Source organism: Thiospirochaeta perfilievii (assembly GCF_008329945.1).
Taxonomy (GTDB): domain Bacteria; phylum Spirochaetota; class Spirochaetia; order DSM-2461; family DSM-2461; genus Thiospirochaeta; species Thiospirochaeta perfilievii.
The window spans coordinates 951,613-968,082 of the sequence record NZ_CP035807.1; the positions used below are offsets into that span (position 1 = coordinate 951,613).

Genomic DNA, 16,470 nt, shown 5'->3' on the forward strand with positions numbered 1-16,470 from the left:
GTTTAGTTATTATTACTAAAAATTAAATTCCCACCTTCAACAGAGATAGAAAAGTCTAATGAACTCTTTATAACATCCATATCATGTTCACCTAAAGACTCTCTAGGAAGAAACAAATATGGATTTATAGATGTTTTAATTCTATAACCTTTTAAGAGTTTTTTAGGGTAACCATTTGGATAGTAGTTTATTTCATAGGATAGGTGTGGACCAGTAGATCTTCCTGTTGATCCAACATCTCCTATATGGAAACCCTTTGTTATTTTAGATCCTACTGTAACTAAAACCTTATCCAAGTGGGCATAGGTTGAGAAGAGATTATCCCGATGTTTTACAACAATATAGTTCCCATACTCTTCTGGATCATAGTCAATAACTACCACTTCCCCTGCTCCTGTTGAGTATATAGGTTCACCTTTTTTAAAAGCCATATCTACAGCTGGGTGGAATATAAATTCACTTCCAAAAGGATCCATAACAAGCCCCCACGGAAGAGTAATTCTAAATGATTTTAAAGGGGATCCAAGGGGATAGTCATCCCTAAAATCTGATATAGATCTTATTATATCAGTAAACTGATAAGCCTTTGTATAGGATGTTAAAAGTGCTCCACCATCCTTACTCTCATCAAGAAAATCTTCAAATAGTGTTTTATTCAAAACTACTTCACCAGAATAGACTTTAACTGGATATATCCCAACTGTTAATAATATTAGTGATGTAATTATAACACTTTTATATCTATTTAAACCTTTAGGATCCATCTTTACTCCTAATAATAAATTTTTTACTCTCTTCTTTATTGTTGACTCTTTACAAATACCAGCACATATAACACTGTTTTTACCAGTTTTGTTACTTGATATATTATTTAAAAGGGTTGTTGTATAATCTAAATAATTAATGTTTTTTACACTAATTTCATCACATAACAACTCTCTTAAAATTTCTCCATAATAATTTAAAAAGTAATAATATGGATTAAACCAAAATATTTTTTTAAGAAGTACCTCAAAATTCAACCAAATTAAATGACAATTTCGTATGTGATTCAACTCATGTTCAATGATAATATCTTCATCTGTTTTTATTAATCCAATTGGCATAAATATTACTGGCTTAATAATACCATGGGAAAATGGATGTTTTACTCTACTTGAGAACACAATTTTAATTCCATCAATATATTTTCTATTTTGGGTTCCTTTTTTTAATTTATGCACATTAAAGACTTCTCTAATAATAGTAAAAAATAGAGATATAACTGTAATTAAAAGTATTATCTCTTTAAAAACAAAATAATTTTTACTCTTTTTTTCTAGTTTTGATATAGAGTTATCACTTTCAATTTTTTTATCTTGATAGATTTGAGGGATATTTGAGTCTATCTCCAGTCTTTTATTTACCAAAACTGAGGCAAGGGTATTCTCATCAACAATACTACCTACAGGTTTTAATAATATTAAAGAAGGGATTATAAGTGTTAAAATAAGTATTAATCTATGAATTACCCACTGATAGTTATGATTATTATATCTCTTTCTAAGAGAGCAGTATGATAAAAATAGTGGTAATAATAATATTTGACTTATTATATATATTTTAATCATTTATCTTTCTCCTTTTGTAGCATTTCAATAAGTGTAGATAACTCATCCTTTGTAAGATCAGTATCCTTTACAAAGGCTGCAGCCATCTCTAATTTATTCCCTGAAAATAGATCCCCTAGAAGTTTCTTAAATTTACTGTGGGAGACTTCATCCTTATTTATTGTGGGAAAATAACTGTAAGATCGTCCATTTTTATGATGATTTACAAGGTTTTTCTCCTCCATTATCTGTAACTTTTTAAGAATAGTTGTATAACCAGGTTCTTTATCATCTAACCAGTTATCGATTATTCCTTGAACTTTTAATGGTTCATTTTTTCTCCATAAAACATTTAAAATCTTTAATTCTAATTCTGGAACATTAATTTTTTTCATTTTTATAAAATCCTTTACCATGGTAATTGGATCTTATTACGACAAGCGTCGTATGTCAATAAAAAAAGAGACTATATATTTTACAGTCCCTTTATTTAAAGCATATATATTATAGTGTTTCCATATCTTCTGCTTTTTTCTTTAATTCTACTAGCCTTCTAGATATAAATTGTTGCATTCTTCTGTTCTCTATCATACCTTCTACTCTACCATCCTTATCTACAACAGGAATTGAAGGAACATGACTCTTATCAAAAAGACTATAGATATCAGAAGCTTGGCTATCTAGAGTTGTAGTATAGAGAATACTGTCCATAATATCGTGGGCTAATAAAAAGTCAGATAACTCAGAAGCGATAAAGGTATCCTTTAAATTTTCTATGGATAAAATACCAACTAGTTTATTATCACTATTTACAACAGGATAGTAGAGGTTATCCCTTGAAGCAAAGATACTTAAGATGTTATTTAAATTCTCATTCTCTTTAATTAAAGGTATATTTTTATCAGCAAGATCTCTACCTCGGCTCTGTCTAATAAGGTCCTGGGCAGTAATATTAAGTCCAACTTCCCCACTTCTACTAACAGCAAACTTAACTGCTGTTGGACCTATTAGTTGTACAACAAATGTTGTGGCTGTAATAATTAAAACAATTGTCTCTCCAATTACACCATCAAAGGTATTTCCAGCTACAATTGATAAACCAATAGCAACACCAGCCTGACTAAAAAGACAGAATGGCAGGTACTTTCTAACTGATGTTGGAGCTTTGGAAATAATTGCTCCTAAAATACTCCCAGCAGCCTTACCACCCATTCTACCAAATAGATATACTAGAGCCATAACAACTGTAACCTTGGTTAAACCACCAACATTAAGGGTTGCTCCTACCATTACAAAAAACAGTATATATACTGGAGGTGTAAACTTTTCTACTAAATGAAATGTCTCTTCACTTCTTCTAGGTGCAAAGTTTGATATAAAAAATCCCATTGCCATTGTTGATAAAATAACATCAACACCTAATACCTGGGCTAGACCTATTAAAAGAAGTATTGCACCTATGGAGAAGGCTAAAATCTTATCTTCATCTACAAAATTCTTAATAATCCAGAATAGTAGAGCTCCAATTCCCACACCAAGGAAAACTGAAAGGCCAATCTCCCATATTAATGCTAATATACTTAGACCAAGGTTTGCTCCAGCTTGACCACTTAAAATACCAACAACACTAGATGCTATTGCAAATAGTAATAGAGATACTGCATCATCCATTGCTACAATTCCTAATATCATTGTTGTTAATGGGCCCCTAGTTTTATTTTCCCATAAAACATCTGTTGTTGCTGCAGGAGCTGTGGCAGATGAGATTGCACCTAATAATAGACCAAGGGATATTGCAATTTTTATATCATGGAAAAAGAGGTATGAAGTAATTGAGATTAGGATAAATACAATAAAAAAGGCTCCTAAAGACTCCATTAGTAGTATGGTTAAAAACTGTTTACCATATTTTTTAATTGTTTTAAGTTTAAGTTCTCCACCTATCATAAAACCGATTAACCCTAGGGCAAAAGTACTAAAGGGTTGCAAATTAGTAAGTGTTTTAGAGTTTATTAGATTAAAGCCTGTTTGGCCTAAAACTAAACCAAGTCCTATATAACCAACTACTTGGGGTATTTTCCACTTTTGAAATAGTCGGCCAACTAAAGTTCCACCAAAAAGGATAACACCTAATAAAAGAATCATATTAAAGGAACTAAAATCTACATTTTCTGTAAAAATATCAAAAAATTTCATTAAAAATCCTCTACTTTTAAAACTTCAGTTATCTCACTACTATTTTTACATTCAAGAAGTCTTTTCTGGAATGCTCTATCCTTAATTTTTTTAACTAATAATGATAATATTCTTAAATACTCTTTGTGTTGGTCAGCCCCTACTAATATCATAACTATTATTTTAACAATCTCACCATCTATAGACTCATAATCACTAATACCACTTGGGCTTATTGCAATTGTAACAATAGGTTCTTTAATCCCTTCAAATCTAACATGGGGGATACCTATACCCTGGCCAATTCCGGTACTCATAATCTGTTCCCTATAAAAAATCTCTTTTTTGAGATTCTCCACATCGCTACACTGACTAGAATTTTCTATTACTTCAATAATCTCCAATAGTGATTCAGTCTTAGTTTTACTATTAAGAATTAGACAGTTTGAATCCTTTATTAACTTATTTATATTCATGGCAACCTCTTTAAAAATCTTTTATTTCCTTTATATTCCTTTATATTCCTTTAAAAGTTCATTGTCAACAGTATCACACCCCCATTACTACATATATATTCCTTATTAATTATTGGAAGATAGATTCTTATCAATTGAGTAATAGACTCCAAACTTATTCATATAAGTAGTTTCCCGGTTATTTAAGTTTAAATCATTTTTGTAAAAGTCACTAACCCAATAATCAGCTTCTTTAAAAAAAAGTGTTGTACTAGAGAAATCCCAAATAGAGCCACCACCTTTTTCTAGTTTAGGTGTTTTAATATAGGCATCTGCAAACCCCTCTAAGATCCTAATTGCATTTAATACAGCACCTCCGTAATGAACAAAATCTGAATTCGATTCATTATTTATTAGGGAGATATTAACACCAGGGTCAACTATAATTTTATTTGAGAGAGTTAATTTTGGTTTCCACCTCTGGTTATTTCTGTAGAGACCACGACCTTTTATGGCACTATATAAAATATCTTCAACAGGATTATATACCACACCAACTGTAGGAATTCCAGATTTTGATATAAGGGAAATTGAGACAGAGTATCCCTCATTGGAATAGATAAAGGATTTTGTTCCATCTAATGGATCTAAACATATAAAATACTCTTTTTCTAACCTACTTTTATCATCTTCCGCTTCTTCTGCTAAAAGACCAAGATCATATTTAGTAATTAGAGGACGTACTTTTTCTAAAATTATTTCTTGGGATTTTAAATCAACTTCTGTTAATAAAGAGGATGCAATAGAGTTATTCATTTTATTCTCTTTTAGTTTAAAACCATTTTTTTTATATCTATTTATTATTTTTCCTGCATTTATTGAAGCCTCTATAAAAACATCCCTTATCTCTTTAAAGTTTGATGCTGTTAATTTCATAAATCCTCCAGAACTCTTCTAGTTACCCTCTGGCTATAACTATTTATCTTCCAGTGTCCAGGACTCCAACCCTTTAAAAATCGATAAAAATCCGTCCATGCTACAGGGTATAGGAGTCTCCACTCCCTCTCTAGCTCTTTAAAATTTATAATAGAGTTTTCCTTTATAAGCTTTAACTTTAGAGATTTAAAATAATGATCTAATAACTCCTTCTCATACTTTTCACAATCTTCCTCGTAGAGACAACTACCTACAAAGTAGGCTAAATCCTTTACTCCAACTCCCCCTCCTACATACTGGAAATCAACTGCTGCAACATCCTTATTACTATTAGAAAAGCAGAAGTTTGCAAGTTTAGCATCCCCGTGGAGAATTGTTTTATATCTGGTATTTTCGAGTTTCTTATCAATTAAAGTTGCTGCTTCTTTTAACTCTGTATCCTTAAGAGCTTCTAGTTCATCTGGTCTAGTTTCAAGATGCCAATAGGTTCCCTTTTCCCATAAACCTTTAGGAGGGGTGTTAATAAATGTTCCATGAAAATTTGCTAACCATGTTATACAGAGTTTAATATCATCTAAATCCACATCAGTTTTTCTCACTGAGTAACCGGATTGATTTAGATCTTCTAAAAGAATTAATACCTCTTTATCATGCTCATTTATGTTTAAACACTTTGGAATCCTGCAATCAGGGGAACATTTATCCGCCCAGTTTTTATACCACTGGCACTCTACCTCGTAGGATCTTATCTTTCTATTATGGGAGTTTGCACTATTCCAACCCCTAGGGTGTAAAGAACTACTTATTGGGAGTTTTACGTGTTTTAAAACAATACTACTATACTCTGAATCAATTAACTTATATCTTAAAATCTCTCCATAATTACTCCAAAGATTTTGTATAAGTTCCTTTTCTCCAAGGGATGATGCCCTTGTTACTCTTAATATCTGTTTCTTAAAATAATCATTCACAAAAAAGCCACCTGAAGAAATTATATCCCAGGTGAGCTTTATATTTAAAGGTTATTTTAATGTAATAACTGCTACATCATCCATTATTAATGGGGAGACACTACCATCTGCACCTCCAAAAACCCACTCATCACCATCTATAGTTAGATCTCTTAAGTTTCCAGAATCTTCATCCCAGGTTGTTATATATAATTTCCAACCTTTTAGGCTTTTAGGTGAACCTATAGATGCTGACGGAATGTATATTGATACAGTACTGTTTTCGTGGTCCACACTAGAAGTTGGTGATGGATTAATTATCTCTCCTAAACTATTTTCTATGGTTGAAGACCACCCTGCCATACTTACATAATAGTCCCAAGAGGTCATAGAGGAGGGAAGTTTTGCATTTAATCTAGGAAGTTCCACTATTTGACTATCACTACCCTCTTTTTGTAGAAATATATTAAAGAGAACATGGTCAAAATCATTTGTATTTGGTCCCCAAACATTTGTTGTTTTATTCATTTTTAAATCTAGTCTAATATCAGTTCCAGAGGTTAAAACATTAACTACATGAATATCTTCCTGGCCTATAAATGACTCGTTTGTAGGTTGCGTATAGTTTTCATCATATTTCTCATCAACTACTTCTAACATTGGAACATATGGTTTTTGTACTTTAATAACTACAGGTTTTGAGTAGATATAGTTACTAATATCCTCTGCCTTTATATATGCTACAATTTCGTGTTCACCATTTGTTATTGATGTTAGATCTATAGATGTAGACCAACTATCACTGGCACTAAACTCGGTAGCCTGTTTATAATTTCCGTCTAAAAATATCCCAACTGTGGATTTTTCACTTACATTACCAGTAATTATTAGACTACTATCTGTTATATTCGACTTAAATGATGATGTAATATCTACACGACTACTACTATTTGAAACTTCATCCTCTACACTATCAAAAAGGTAGATTCCAAAGGACTCTTTTTCAACTGCAATTGTAATATTACCATTTTTATCTGCTAAAATACTCTTAGGCATAGAGTTAGAAGATGGTTCTAACAATTTAAAACTACTATTTGCCTTAAATCCACCATCAATGTCTATTCCCACCTTGCTTTGATTAGAGGTATTAAAAACAATTAAAGCTTCGCTACCTGTTTTATCTACCATTTTATAGGCAAATAGGCCACTTCCAATAGTGTTATCTTTAATAATAGTTAATTCTCCATTTCTAAAAACAGGGTTATCCATTCTTAACTTAGTAAGAGCCTTTATATATCGATACCAGGGACTAGAGGTATCAAAATAGTCCATATCATTTGCGACCCCTTTACTCTTATAACCACCCTTAAACATCGCTCTCCTTCTTTCAGAAAAGTTTTGTTCGGTACCATAATATAGCTGAGGGATTCCAGGTATGGTCATAATAAAAGCGTAGGCTGATTTTACCATATTCTCTGTTGTAGATGTTATTAATCTCTCCATATCATGGTTATCAACAAAGGTTATTAATTTACTAGCATCTTGGTAACCAGCACTAAACCTATTATCTAAAACCTTTGATAATTCATCTGTAGGGTTTCCATTTCCAAAAACATTTCGTATTGCAAAGTTAAGATTAAAATAGATAACAGAGTCTAACCTTTTCTCTCCATTTTTTCCTAATGTATAGGACGCATTTAAATCCTCATCTTGATCCCATGACTCCCCAAAAAGTATAAAATCCTCTTTACCTAAACTCTTAGCATACTCTTTTACTCCATTATTAGCAAAATCCTCAAAAAAATCCTGCTCTACATACTTAACAGTATCAACTCTGTAACCATCTATATCAACCTTATCAATCCAGTATGAGTAGTAGCCTTTTAGCAAATTTCTAACAACTGGATTTGTTGTTCTTATATCATCAAGGTTACTTAATTGGTAGGTAAGGAGTTGGGACTTATCATTAAAATCTGATATAGCAGGAGTCCAGTTATAAAATGAGTTATACTCCAACTCATCAGCTGTAAAAAGTTCTGGATTATTAAAACTCCAGGGTAGTTGCTCTGGAGTATTAGTTGGCAGAGTTCCACCTTTTAATGACCAACTCCCATCGCTTCTTGAAACATTGAAATAGTCCCCTACATGGTTAACAACAATATCCTGTATTACATAGAGGCCCTTTTTATGGGCTTCATCTACAAAGTTTTTATAATCTTCTAATGTCCCATAGTGGGGATCTACCTCTAAGAAGTTAGATGCCCAATAACCGTGGGAACCACCAAAATTTCCTTCGGACCACTCATTTTTAATTGGTGGTGTAATCCAAATTGCTGTAGCTCCAAGATTTTTAATATAGTCTAGTTTTTGGGTTAGCCCCTTAAAATCACCTCCACTAAACCATGTCTCTTCATCTACACTATTTTCATTAAAACCAAGATCATCATTACTCCTATCCCCATTTTCCATTCTATCTAAAAGGGCAAAATAGATAATCTGATCACTCCATACCGGAGATTTAGTATACTCATCTTTGTCTTTTTTAAAGTCAAAATCAAACATAGTCATAGCATTACTTGTACTTCCATCTCTTTTGTAAGCAACAGCTCTTAAAAGAGTTGGTTCATTTAAAGTAATTTTTCCACTATATTTTAAAGAGTTCTTAGTTGGTGTAGAACTGTCTACACTATAATATACTCTATCCCCATGGTCTGATTTTATCGATACTTCTACCTGGGACTTGTACACACCTCCTATAGGTGAAAACTCTGGTTGTAAATAGACTCTATCTTCTCCTGTTCTACACGATAGTAGTACAAATGAAATAAGAGTAAAAACTAAAATTTTGTTTCTCATTTAAAATCTCCTAATTTATATTAAACCTGATATTCACCCTGAAATTCCAATTTAACAATAGGCAAATATGCTTAAATTAACCTCTAGGTATATATACCTAGCCTAGTTTTTTAATGATATTTATTAGTTCTATTCTATTTCTTGCATTTGATTTATGTAGTACATTGTAAACATGATTATCTACTGTTCTCTTAGAGATATTTAAGTTATCTGCAATCTCTTTATTTGAAAGTCCATCAATTATTTTTAATATAATATCCATCTCCCTAGCTGTAATACTAAATTTCTGTTCAAATAGAGTTAGATTAAGGGTATTATCTGTAGAAGAGTCACTTTTAAGTAGGGCGAATAAAAAAATAATAGTTAAAAATACTAAGAGTGTAATAATGTTAAACTTCATATAAAAATTTAATCTGTTAGACAAATTCTCAGCATAACAGATTCCAATAAAACCACTTATCTCATCTGTAATAATTACAGGGTAAATAAAACTATTTTTACCATTTAAATGGTAGCTGTTATATATATTTTCATACTTAGACAACTTATAATTTAAAACATTTATACTATCTAGTCCCATAAGTTGTTTTTCAAAGAGGTCCCCATCAATAGGGGATAATGTTGATTCCTCACCTATCTTTTTATAGTCAGTAACTAGAAGGTTTCTCTCTAAGTCAAAATAATAAAGGGAGATATACCTAAAACGTTTTGATATATTTCTGATTCCAAGTTTATCCAACTTATACCATAAAAAATAGTTAAATGATCTATAGATATCCCTATTACTAATAATATCATTTTGTAAAATAGTTATTATGGATTTTGAAGTAAAAGTATAATTGATATTATTGTAATAGAGGGTAAAAAGTGAGAAAAGGATATTGGATATAAAGAGTAAAATAGATAATAAAAAGATAAACTGTTTAAGACCACCCTTAAAAACAAAGAGGTAGAATAGATAGGGAGCGATAATTATTAATAAAATATATATTATGTTTAGTATTATTGTTGTTATATTTTCATAACTCTTAACCATAATAAGGGAGTTAAAACTCTCCATACCATTATAGACCTGTCTGTAGGAGTCCTTATCTTGGCTCCAGATAGGTGTATCCCTACCCTCTATATATACAGCAAACTTATACTGGTGCTCTCCTGGGGATAAAACAGTATCTATAGACCATCTATGATTTTGAGGATTTTCATCATCTGGAGTTAATATATAGTTTTCATTTCCTGGATCCCAGTCGGAAAAAAATCCTGTTAAAATAACCTTTGTTACCCTAGGATATGGATCGATTCCATATATTTTTGAGACATCATCTGGTAGTGGTAACTCAAAATCGATATTAACCCTGGATATATCTCTTAAATCAAGAACCTTTAGGACAGAGTAGGCCCCAATTAGTAATAATAATATAAGTACAAAGATTCCATAAAAAATTTTCATAATTCAGTCTATATTGCAAACGTTTGCATGATATGTCAATAAAAAATAGATAAAATAGAGTTATGCTTAACCTATAACGGTTTACCACATAGGGGAACACTAATATAATGAGTCCTTGAGGTTTCTATGATAAAAATTGGAAGATACAATAATTTAAAAATATCCAGGGTAGTAGATATGGGTCTATTTCTTACTGATTCAGAAAACAGTGAAGTTTTACTACCTAATAAATACTGTCCTATAGATTATAAAGTAGGTGATGAAATAAATGTTTTTATCCACCTAGATAGGTCCGATAGAGTGGTTGCAACAAACCTAAGCCCTAAAATTAAGCTCTACGAGTTTGGTTTTTTAAGGGTAGAATCTGTAACTGATGCGGGGGCTTTCTTAGATTGGGGTATGGATAAACACCTATATCTTCCTAAAAGTGAGAGTAGAGATGGAGTTGAGGTTGGCCAGTGGCATATTGTCTATATGCTACAGGACGATAAAACAGAAAAACTATATGCTAGTAGAAAAGTTGAAAGATATTTACAGAATGATGACTTAACAGTAAAAGAGGGCGAAGAAGTAGATCTTCTTATCTACCAAGATGCAGGTTTTGGACTCTCTGTTATTATTAATAATCAACATAAAGGAATGGTTTATAATAATGAAAATTTCAAACCTCTTTCTATTGGGGATAGGGTAAAGGGTTGGATAAAAACTGTAAGAGATGATAATAAATTAGATGTATCTTTGCAGCCAATTGGATATAAAAACTATATTGATCCAAATAACAAACTTATTCTAGAAGAGATAGAGAGACACGGAGGTTTTATTCAATTAAATGATAAAAGCAAGCCAGAAGAGATCTATGAAACCTTTGGTATAAGTAAGAAGTTATTTAAAAAGTCTGTAGGATCACTTTTGAAAAACAGACAAATTATATTAGAGGATAATGGAATAAAAACAGTATGAACAAAGATATTAAAATGATAGTAATGGATCTAGATGATACTCTTTTAAACGATGACCTAGTTATTAGTGATTATACAAAACAGGTAATATTTAATGCCCAAAAAAAGGGAATTAAGATTGTATTAGCATCAGGGAGACCAGCTCCTGCTATTGAAAAATACGCGAAAGAGTTAAAACTAAAAGAGAATAATGGATATGTAATATCCTACAATGGTGCTGTTTTAACAGAGATGAGTACTGGGACTATATTAAATAGAACAACTCTAACATTAGAGAACATAGATTTCTTATTAAAAACAGCTAAGGATAAAAACCTTTTTTTTCAGACTTATATTAATGGAAAAGTCGTAACAGATAGACATAATCAATATACGGATTTTGAAGGAGAATTAACAGGAATGCCTGTTATAAAAATAGAGAACCTTAAAGATGAAATAAAAGAGGAAGTTGTTAAAATAATTTTAATGGACGATCCTGATAGACTAAAACTAGTCGAAGAGGAATTAAAAACAGAAATTGGCAATACAATGACTATGAATATATCAAAACCATTCTTTTTAGAGTTTACCAATACTTTAGTTGATAAGGATAAAACTATTACATATCTATGTAATAAAATTGGTATAGATAAAGGGTCTGTTATGGCAATTGGAGATAGTTTTAATGACCTATCCATGATTAAAGGCTGCGGAATAGGCATTGTAATGTCAAACGGTCACAACGATGTAAAAAAACACGCACACCATATTACCCACTGTAATAATACAGATGGTGTTGCTACTGCAATTAATAGGTTCGCCCTAGCAGTTTAAACTCTGTATAAAGGGGGAACGTCCCCCTTTATTTTGCTAAAACAGTGGATGTATTTGAAGGAACAGAGACTATATTATTCTGAATTTTTACATCAGAATTTATAATTGGATAAACTCCTGCACTACTCCCATCTACAATAATACTCCAATCATTTGGATTTAAAATATCATCACATTTTAAATTTAAAACTTCACTCCCTGCATTGTGAATTACTATTAGTTTCTTAAAATCTGTCTTACCACCACTCTCTAAACTGTTATCTAAGGTATAAGCAATAAAACTATTGACCCCATTTTGAGTATAGGTATCACCAAAAAAGATTAATCCTTTTCTAATATTATTAGAACTTTGGTATCTTAAACATGGAATAGACCTTCTTAACTTAATAAGCCCTTTAAAATAGTTATATAGTTTTGAGTAGTCAGGATCATCCTTCCTTTCCCATCTATACATATTAGTATAATCTGGGGACCTGTAGGAATTTTCATGGAAATGTACTCCAAACCCCTCATCATAAACATTTTCACTATTTTTATTAATTCTATGGGGTTCTGCATCATTACTACTTAAGGGTTTAGTTCTAGCTATTTCAGATCCACCATGTATTGCAATTTTCCCTTGGGATGTAAATAACATAGCAATTGCTTGCTTTACAGCCTTTAGTTTATCGCTTTTATCACCCTTATGACTTATATTAATCTTATCCCACAGTGTAAACCCATCGTGTATCGACAAATATTGAAGTGTTTCATCTGGGTTTATCGCAAACCTATTATATGGGTCTGTATCAATATCTACATAAAACCCAGAATTATCAAAATCTTTTATTCCCCCAATAATTCCAGCCTTACACCTGGGATTTTCAGAAAATACACCTTGCACAAAACCAGGATTATCCATCCGTCCTGCGTATGAGTCCCTACTTGTATCGTTAAAATATGCTAGATCATAAACTTCATGATGTTCTATATTTGTAATTCCCTTAACTGGTGCTTTCCCTGGTTCTAAATCCGTATAATTCCACGCCTCGCCATATAAAATGATATTATTACCAAGAACTTCTCTCGCCTTCTTCATGGTTTGATTATCTATAAATCCCATTAGATCAAAACGAAAACCATCTATTCCAAACTCATCTACAAAGTATTTTAATGAGTCTACAATAAGTTCTCTAGCCATAGGTTTCTCCGATGCAAATGCTGGATCACTTACTGGTTCTGTACCACCCTCTTTTCTGTAATATTCACTCTCTGCAATATTATGAAATATAAAGTTTTGATATGTGTGGTTATATACAACATCCATTATTACACCAATACCATTATTATGAAGTGTCGTTACCAACTCTCTAAACTCTCGAATTCGACTATATGGGTCATCAGGGTCTGTAGAGTACCAACCATCTGGTGAGAAGTAGTTATGTGGGTCATAACCCCAGTTGTAATTAGTATTATGCCCCACTCCTTCTAGGCTGATACTTTTATCCTTTTCATTTACAGTATAAAAACTCTGTATTGGTAGAAGTTGAACATGGGTTATACCCAACTCTTTTAAATGTTCAATTCCTTTTTTAAAACTACTAAAACCCTTAAAAGTACCACTATGGGGTTCATCTGTCCCTATAGTGAAATCCCTAATATGAACTTCGTAGGATATCATCTCCATTGGGCTTTCTAATTTATTTTTACCAATAGATATAGGTTTAATTCCTGCACTTTTGGAATTTATATCAATAATTGCAGCCTTACCTATCTTATCTTCTCCATCTGGAGAAAATGCAGCCATAGATTTAGCATAGGGGTCTAGCCCATATGTAACTTTACCATTGGTTATTATCTTATACTGGTAATAGTACCCATCAAGATTTTCTATATTACAATTTACCCTATTTAGGGTAATTTCCCAAAAGCCATTTTCCCCTCTTATCATCTCTACTTCTGGAGAAATTATTTTATCTGAATTACTTTTATTATAAATTTGAACAAAAAGCTCTGTAGCACTAGGAGACCAAACTCTTAACGTAGCACTACCATCACTATTTAATGTTGCACCTAACCTTTCTTTTCCCAATTTCATAAACCTCAATTACTACAGAATGCAACCGATTGCAAGATTTGTCAAATAAAAAAAATCTAGTGGAAATATATATTTTTTTTTGAAAAATATTTTCTTGACAGATCCTGCAAACGCTTGCAAGATAGATAAAGCAGGAGTTGCAATCGCTTGCATTTAGATCCTCCAGTTTAGTGTTAGCGTTTGCATAATTTCCCAACTTTAATAATTTCACAGGAGGTAAATGTGAAGAAACGATTTTTGATTACAATGATCATAATGTTTTTTGTTACTCTTAATAATTTTGCAGATGTAGCAGTTAAAGACATAGATGGTACAAATGTTGAAATCATAATTACACACAAAGATGATGAATTAACGGAACTCAATGTTATTGGTTCTTTTAATAACTGGATAGAGCCAGGAACACCAATGGAAAAGGGTGAAAATGGCCTTTGGGAGTTAAGATTTAATGCAAATATCGAAGATGAAATTGTTTATAAATTTTTCTTAGATGGTAACTATATTCCTGATGAAAATGCACCTGATACTAAGGATGATGGTTTTGCAGGATTTAATGGATTAATAATTGTATCTGATCTATTAACACAACAAGCAGCATCCGAAGCAGTTGCAGCAGGGGAGAAACCAGCACCAGTTGAATATAAAAGCAAATTAAACTTTGGTATGTATACAATTGTTGGGGCTAAATCCACATTTGTTACCCAAGGATTAGTTGATAAAACAGTTAAAGGCTTAGAGACTGATACTGCAGGACTTAGTGGAAAATCATACTGGAAGATGGGTGGGACAATAGTACCTGATGTAAATGCATGGTTTGAACTAAAGGTTTTTGATTCCTACCAACCTTTTTGGGCTCAGGATGCTACTGGTCTAGTATCTCCAGATTTAGAAACAGGTCTAGCATCTTCCTTAGGTGGTTTATTAATTAATCCTGTAAACTATATAGGTGGAGACAATCCATCCCTAAACTCTGTTAAGTTTGGAATTGAATCAGAAGTTGTTAATTGGGAAACTGGATACGGTTATGCAAAACCCCAGGGTAGAACAGCCCTTTTATGGGAAACTCTTGGAGAAAAAGACGGAAATAACGGTTATATGAGGTTTGATCTTGGCTCAAAGTATGAACAAATGGGGCCAGCTAAAATTGAATTAACAGTTATGCCAAATGTAATGACTGAGAATTATGCTTTACTCTCCTTTTTAGGTGCTACTATAGGTAAAACAAAAATAGACTTTCAATACGATATGAAATCTGCGGCAACTAATGATTTATCAGCAATTTTTGACAAGCTTTACCACCAAGATTTTATTTTTGGTGTTTCTACAAAAGTTGGGAAATATGATTTAACTGCCCAGTCTATGATAAATTTATTTAGTGAAGAAGATTTTAACATTAAGGATCAGTTAGCTGGTGAAGTTAAAATATCAGGAGCATTAGGAAGTAAATTAGGAACCCATATAGGATATAGATATACAGGTTCTAGCTCTGAAATGTTATTTGGTAACAACGATAGTATTGGAGATAAAGGAACACAGAGGATCTCTGCAGAACTATACTCTAAGGGGATAAAAAACCTTAAAGTTGGTTTATACTCATCACTTATTTTAGCTGAGACAAGATCAACAGATGTTTTTGATCAGTTATACTTCTACCCATACACAGATATAGACCTTCCTAGTTTAGATGGGACCTTAAAGTTTAATGGAAAATTTAGCTACACCTTAGAAGACAACTGGATATATAAAGCTAGTAAAGAGAAGTATCTCTTCTCTGAGTTTGGTGCCAACCTTAATATTAATAACCCAACAGATAACATAGATAATATCGATTTTAAATACGGTTTAAATAACCATGATGAAGATAAAATATTTAATACACTAATAACTTCTTTAAGAATGCCAAACAACTTAACTGCCGAGATTGGCTTAGGAGTAAGAACTGTAAAAGAGAGTGCTTCTCAGTCTATTAAAGATGAGAATAATCTTATTGGTTTTTCAGTTGGAGGTTCTTGGAAAGTTCCAGTTAGAAAAATTAAATCTCCACTTTTATATGGTGCATTTGTTTACAACATGGATCCCTATGATGACGAGAGCAATAATTTAGCTATGGATGGTTATACAACTACAGATGGTGTTTCCAAAAGTGATGGTTATGCACAATTCCGTATAATGATGAAGTGGGACTTCTAACAATAAAAGTGAGGATAGAT

12 protein-coding genes are annotated in these 16,470 nt (G+C 32.0%); 3 read left to right on the forward strand and 9 right to left on the reverse strand.

Going from position 1 to position 16,470, the window contains the following annotated elements; genetic code table 11:
- Positions 1–2: 2 nt before the first annotated feature.
- The 8 genes from EW093_RS04380 to EW093_RS04415 form a co-directional block, all read right to left on the reverse strand.
- Complete coding sequence (locus tag EW093_RS04380) at positions 3–1,610, reverse strand: M23/M56 family metallopeptidase (RefSeq protein ID WP_149567224.1); 1,608 nt, start codon at positions 1,608–1,610, stop codon at positions 3–5.
- Positions 1,607–1,984 (reverse strand): BlaI/MecI/CopY family transcriptional regulator, encoded by a 378-nt coding sequence (locus EW093_RS04385; RefSeq protein ID WP_187759828.1) that lies wholly within the window; start codon positions 1,982–1,984, stop codon positions 1,607–1,609. Before EW093_RS04385 ends, EW093_RS04380 begins: the two co-directional genes overlap by 4 nt.
- Before the next feature lie 109 nt (positions 1,985–2,093).
- Positions 2,094–3,785 carry a cation:proton antiporter domain-containing protein gene (locus tag EW093_RS04390; RefSeq protein ID WP_149567226.1) on the reverse strand — a complete coding sequence of 564 codons (1,692 nt, stop codon included), beginning with the start codon at positions 3,783–3,785 and terminating at the stop codon, positions 2,094–2,096.
- On the reverse strand, positions 3,785–4,240 hold the full coding sequence (locus EW093_RS04395) for a PTS sugar transporter subunit IIA (RefSeq protein ID WP_149567227.1): 456 nt from the start codon (positions 4,238–4,240) through the stop codon (positions 3,785–3,787). The genes EW093_RS04390 and EW093_RS04395 overlap by 1 nt, the downstream gene beginning before the upstream one ends.
- A 105-nt stretch (positions 4,241–4,345) precedes the next feature.
- Positions 4,346–5,155, reverse strand: a complete 810-nt coding sequence (locus tag EW093_RS04400; RefSeq protein WP_149567228.1) for a 3'(2'),5'-bisphosphate nucleotidase CysQ family protein — start codon at positions 5,153–5,155, stop codon at positions 4,346–4,348.
- Positions 5,152–6,126: an oxidoreductase family protein gene (locus tag EW093_RS04405; protein WP_149567229.1), complete on the reverse strand. Its 975-nt coding sequence runs from the start codon at positions 6,124–6,126 to the stop codon at positions 5,152–5,154. The genes EW093_RS04400 and EW093_RS04405 overlap by 4 nt, the downstream gene beginning before the upstream one ends.
- Before the next feature lie 51 nt (positions 6,127–6,177).
- On the reverse strand, positions 6,178–8,961 hold the full coding sequence (locus EW093_RS04410; protein WP_149567230.1) for an alpha-amylase family glycosyl hydrolase: 2,784 nt from the start codon (positions 8,959–8,961) through the stop codon (positions 6,178–6,180).
- A 97-nt stretch (positions 8,962–9,058) separates the two neighbouring features.
- Positions 9,059–10,411, reverse strand: a complete 1,353-nt coding sequence (locus EW093_RS04415) for a LuxR C-terminal-related transcriptional regulator (RefSeq protein WP_149567231.1) — start codon at positions 10,409–10,411, stop codon at positions 9,059–9,061.
- A gap of 126 nt (positions 10,412–10,537) precedes the next feature.
- Here EW093_RS04415 and EW093_RS04420 point away from each other — a divergent pair, with 126 nt between their 5' ends.
- A complete protein-coding gene (locus EW093_RS04420; RefSeq protein ID WP_149567232.1) occupies positions 10,538–11,371 on the forward strand; it encodes a CvfB family protein in 834 nt (277 codons plus the stop codon).
- Positions 11,368–12,183, forward strand: coding sequence for a Cof-type HAD-IIB family hydrolase (locus tag EW093_RS04425; protein ID WP_149567233.1), 816 nt, complete (start codon positions 11,368–11,370; stop codon positions 12,181–12,183). The genes EW093_RS04420 and EW093_RS04425 overlap by 4 nt, the downstream gene beginning before the upstream one ends.
- 28 nt (positions 12,184–12,211) lie before the next feature.
- On the opposite strand, the gene EW093_RS04430 is transcribed toward EW093_RS04425, so the two are convergent.
- Positions 12,212–14,260 (reverse strand): alpha-amylase family glycosyl hydrolase, encoded by a 2,049-nt coding sequence (locus tag EW093_RS04430; protein ID WP_149567234.1) that lies wholly within the window; start codon positions 14,258–14,260, stop codon positions 12,212–12,214.
- A gap of 222 nt (positions 14,261–14,482) precedes the next feature.
- Between EW093_RS04430 and EW093_RS04435 the strand changes: the two genes are divergently transcribed.
- The gene (locus EW093_RS04435) at positions 14,483–16,450 is read left to right on the forward strand and encodes a glycogen-binding domain-containing protein (protein ID WP_149567235.1); all 1,968 of its coding nucleotides are present in this window, start codon (positions 14,483–14,485) and stop codon (positions 16,448–16,450) included.
- Positions 16,451–16,470: the final 20 nt, after the last annotated feature.

Coding starts and splice junctions, on each gene's coding strand:
- EW093_RS04380 (WP_149567224.1), bottom strand. CDS start 1,610: ATGATTAAAATATATATAATAAGTCAAATATTATTATTACCACTATTT.
- EW093_RS04385 (WP_187759828.1), bottom strand. CDS start 1,984: ATGAAAAAAATTAATGTTCCAGAATTAGAATTAAAGATTTTAAATGTT.
- EW093_RS04390 (WP_149567226.1), bottom strand. CDS start 3,785: ATGAAATTTTTTGATATTTTTACAGAAAATGTAGATTTTAGTTCCTTT.
- EW093_RS04395 (WP_149567227.1), bottom strand. CDS start 4,240: ATGAATATAAATAAGTTAATAAAGGATTCAAACTGTCTAATTCTTAAT.
- EW093_RS04400 (WP_149567228.1), bottom strand. CDS start 5,155: ATGAAATTAACAGCATCAAACTTTAAAGAGATAAGGGATGTTTTTATA.
- EW093_RS04410 (WP_149567230.1), bottom strand. CDS start 8,961: ATGAGAAACAAAATTTTAGTTTTTACTCTTATTTCATTTGTACTACTA.
- EW093_RS04415 (WP_149567231.1), bottom strand. CDS start 10,411: ATGAAAATTTTTTATGGAATCTTTGTACTTATATTATTATTACTAATT.
- EW093_RS04420 (WP_149567232.1), top strand. CDS start 10,538: ATGATAAAAATTGGAAGATACAATAATTTAAAAATATCCAGGGTAGTA.
- EW093_RS04425 (WP_149567233.1), top strand. CDS start 11,368: ATGAACAAAGATATTAAAATGATAGTAATGGATCTAGATGATACTCTT.
- EW093_RS04430 (WP_149567234.1), bottom strand. CDS start 14,260: ATGAAATTGGGAAAAGAAAGGTTAGGTGCAACATTAAATAGTGATGGT.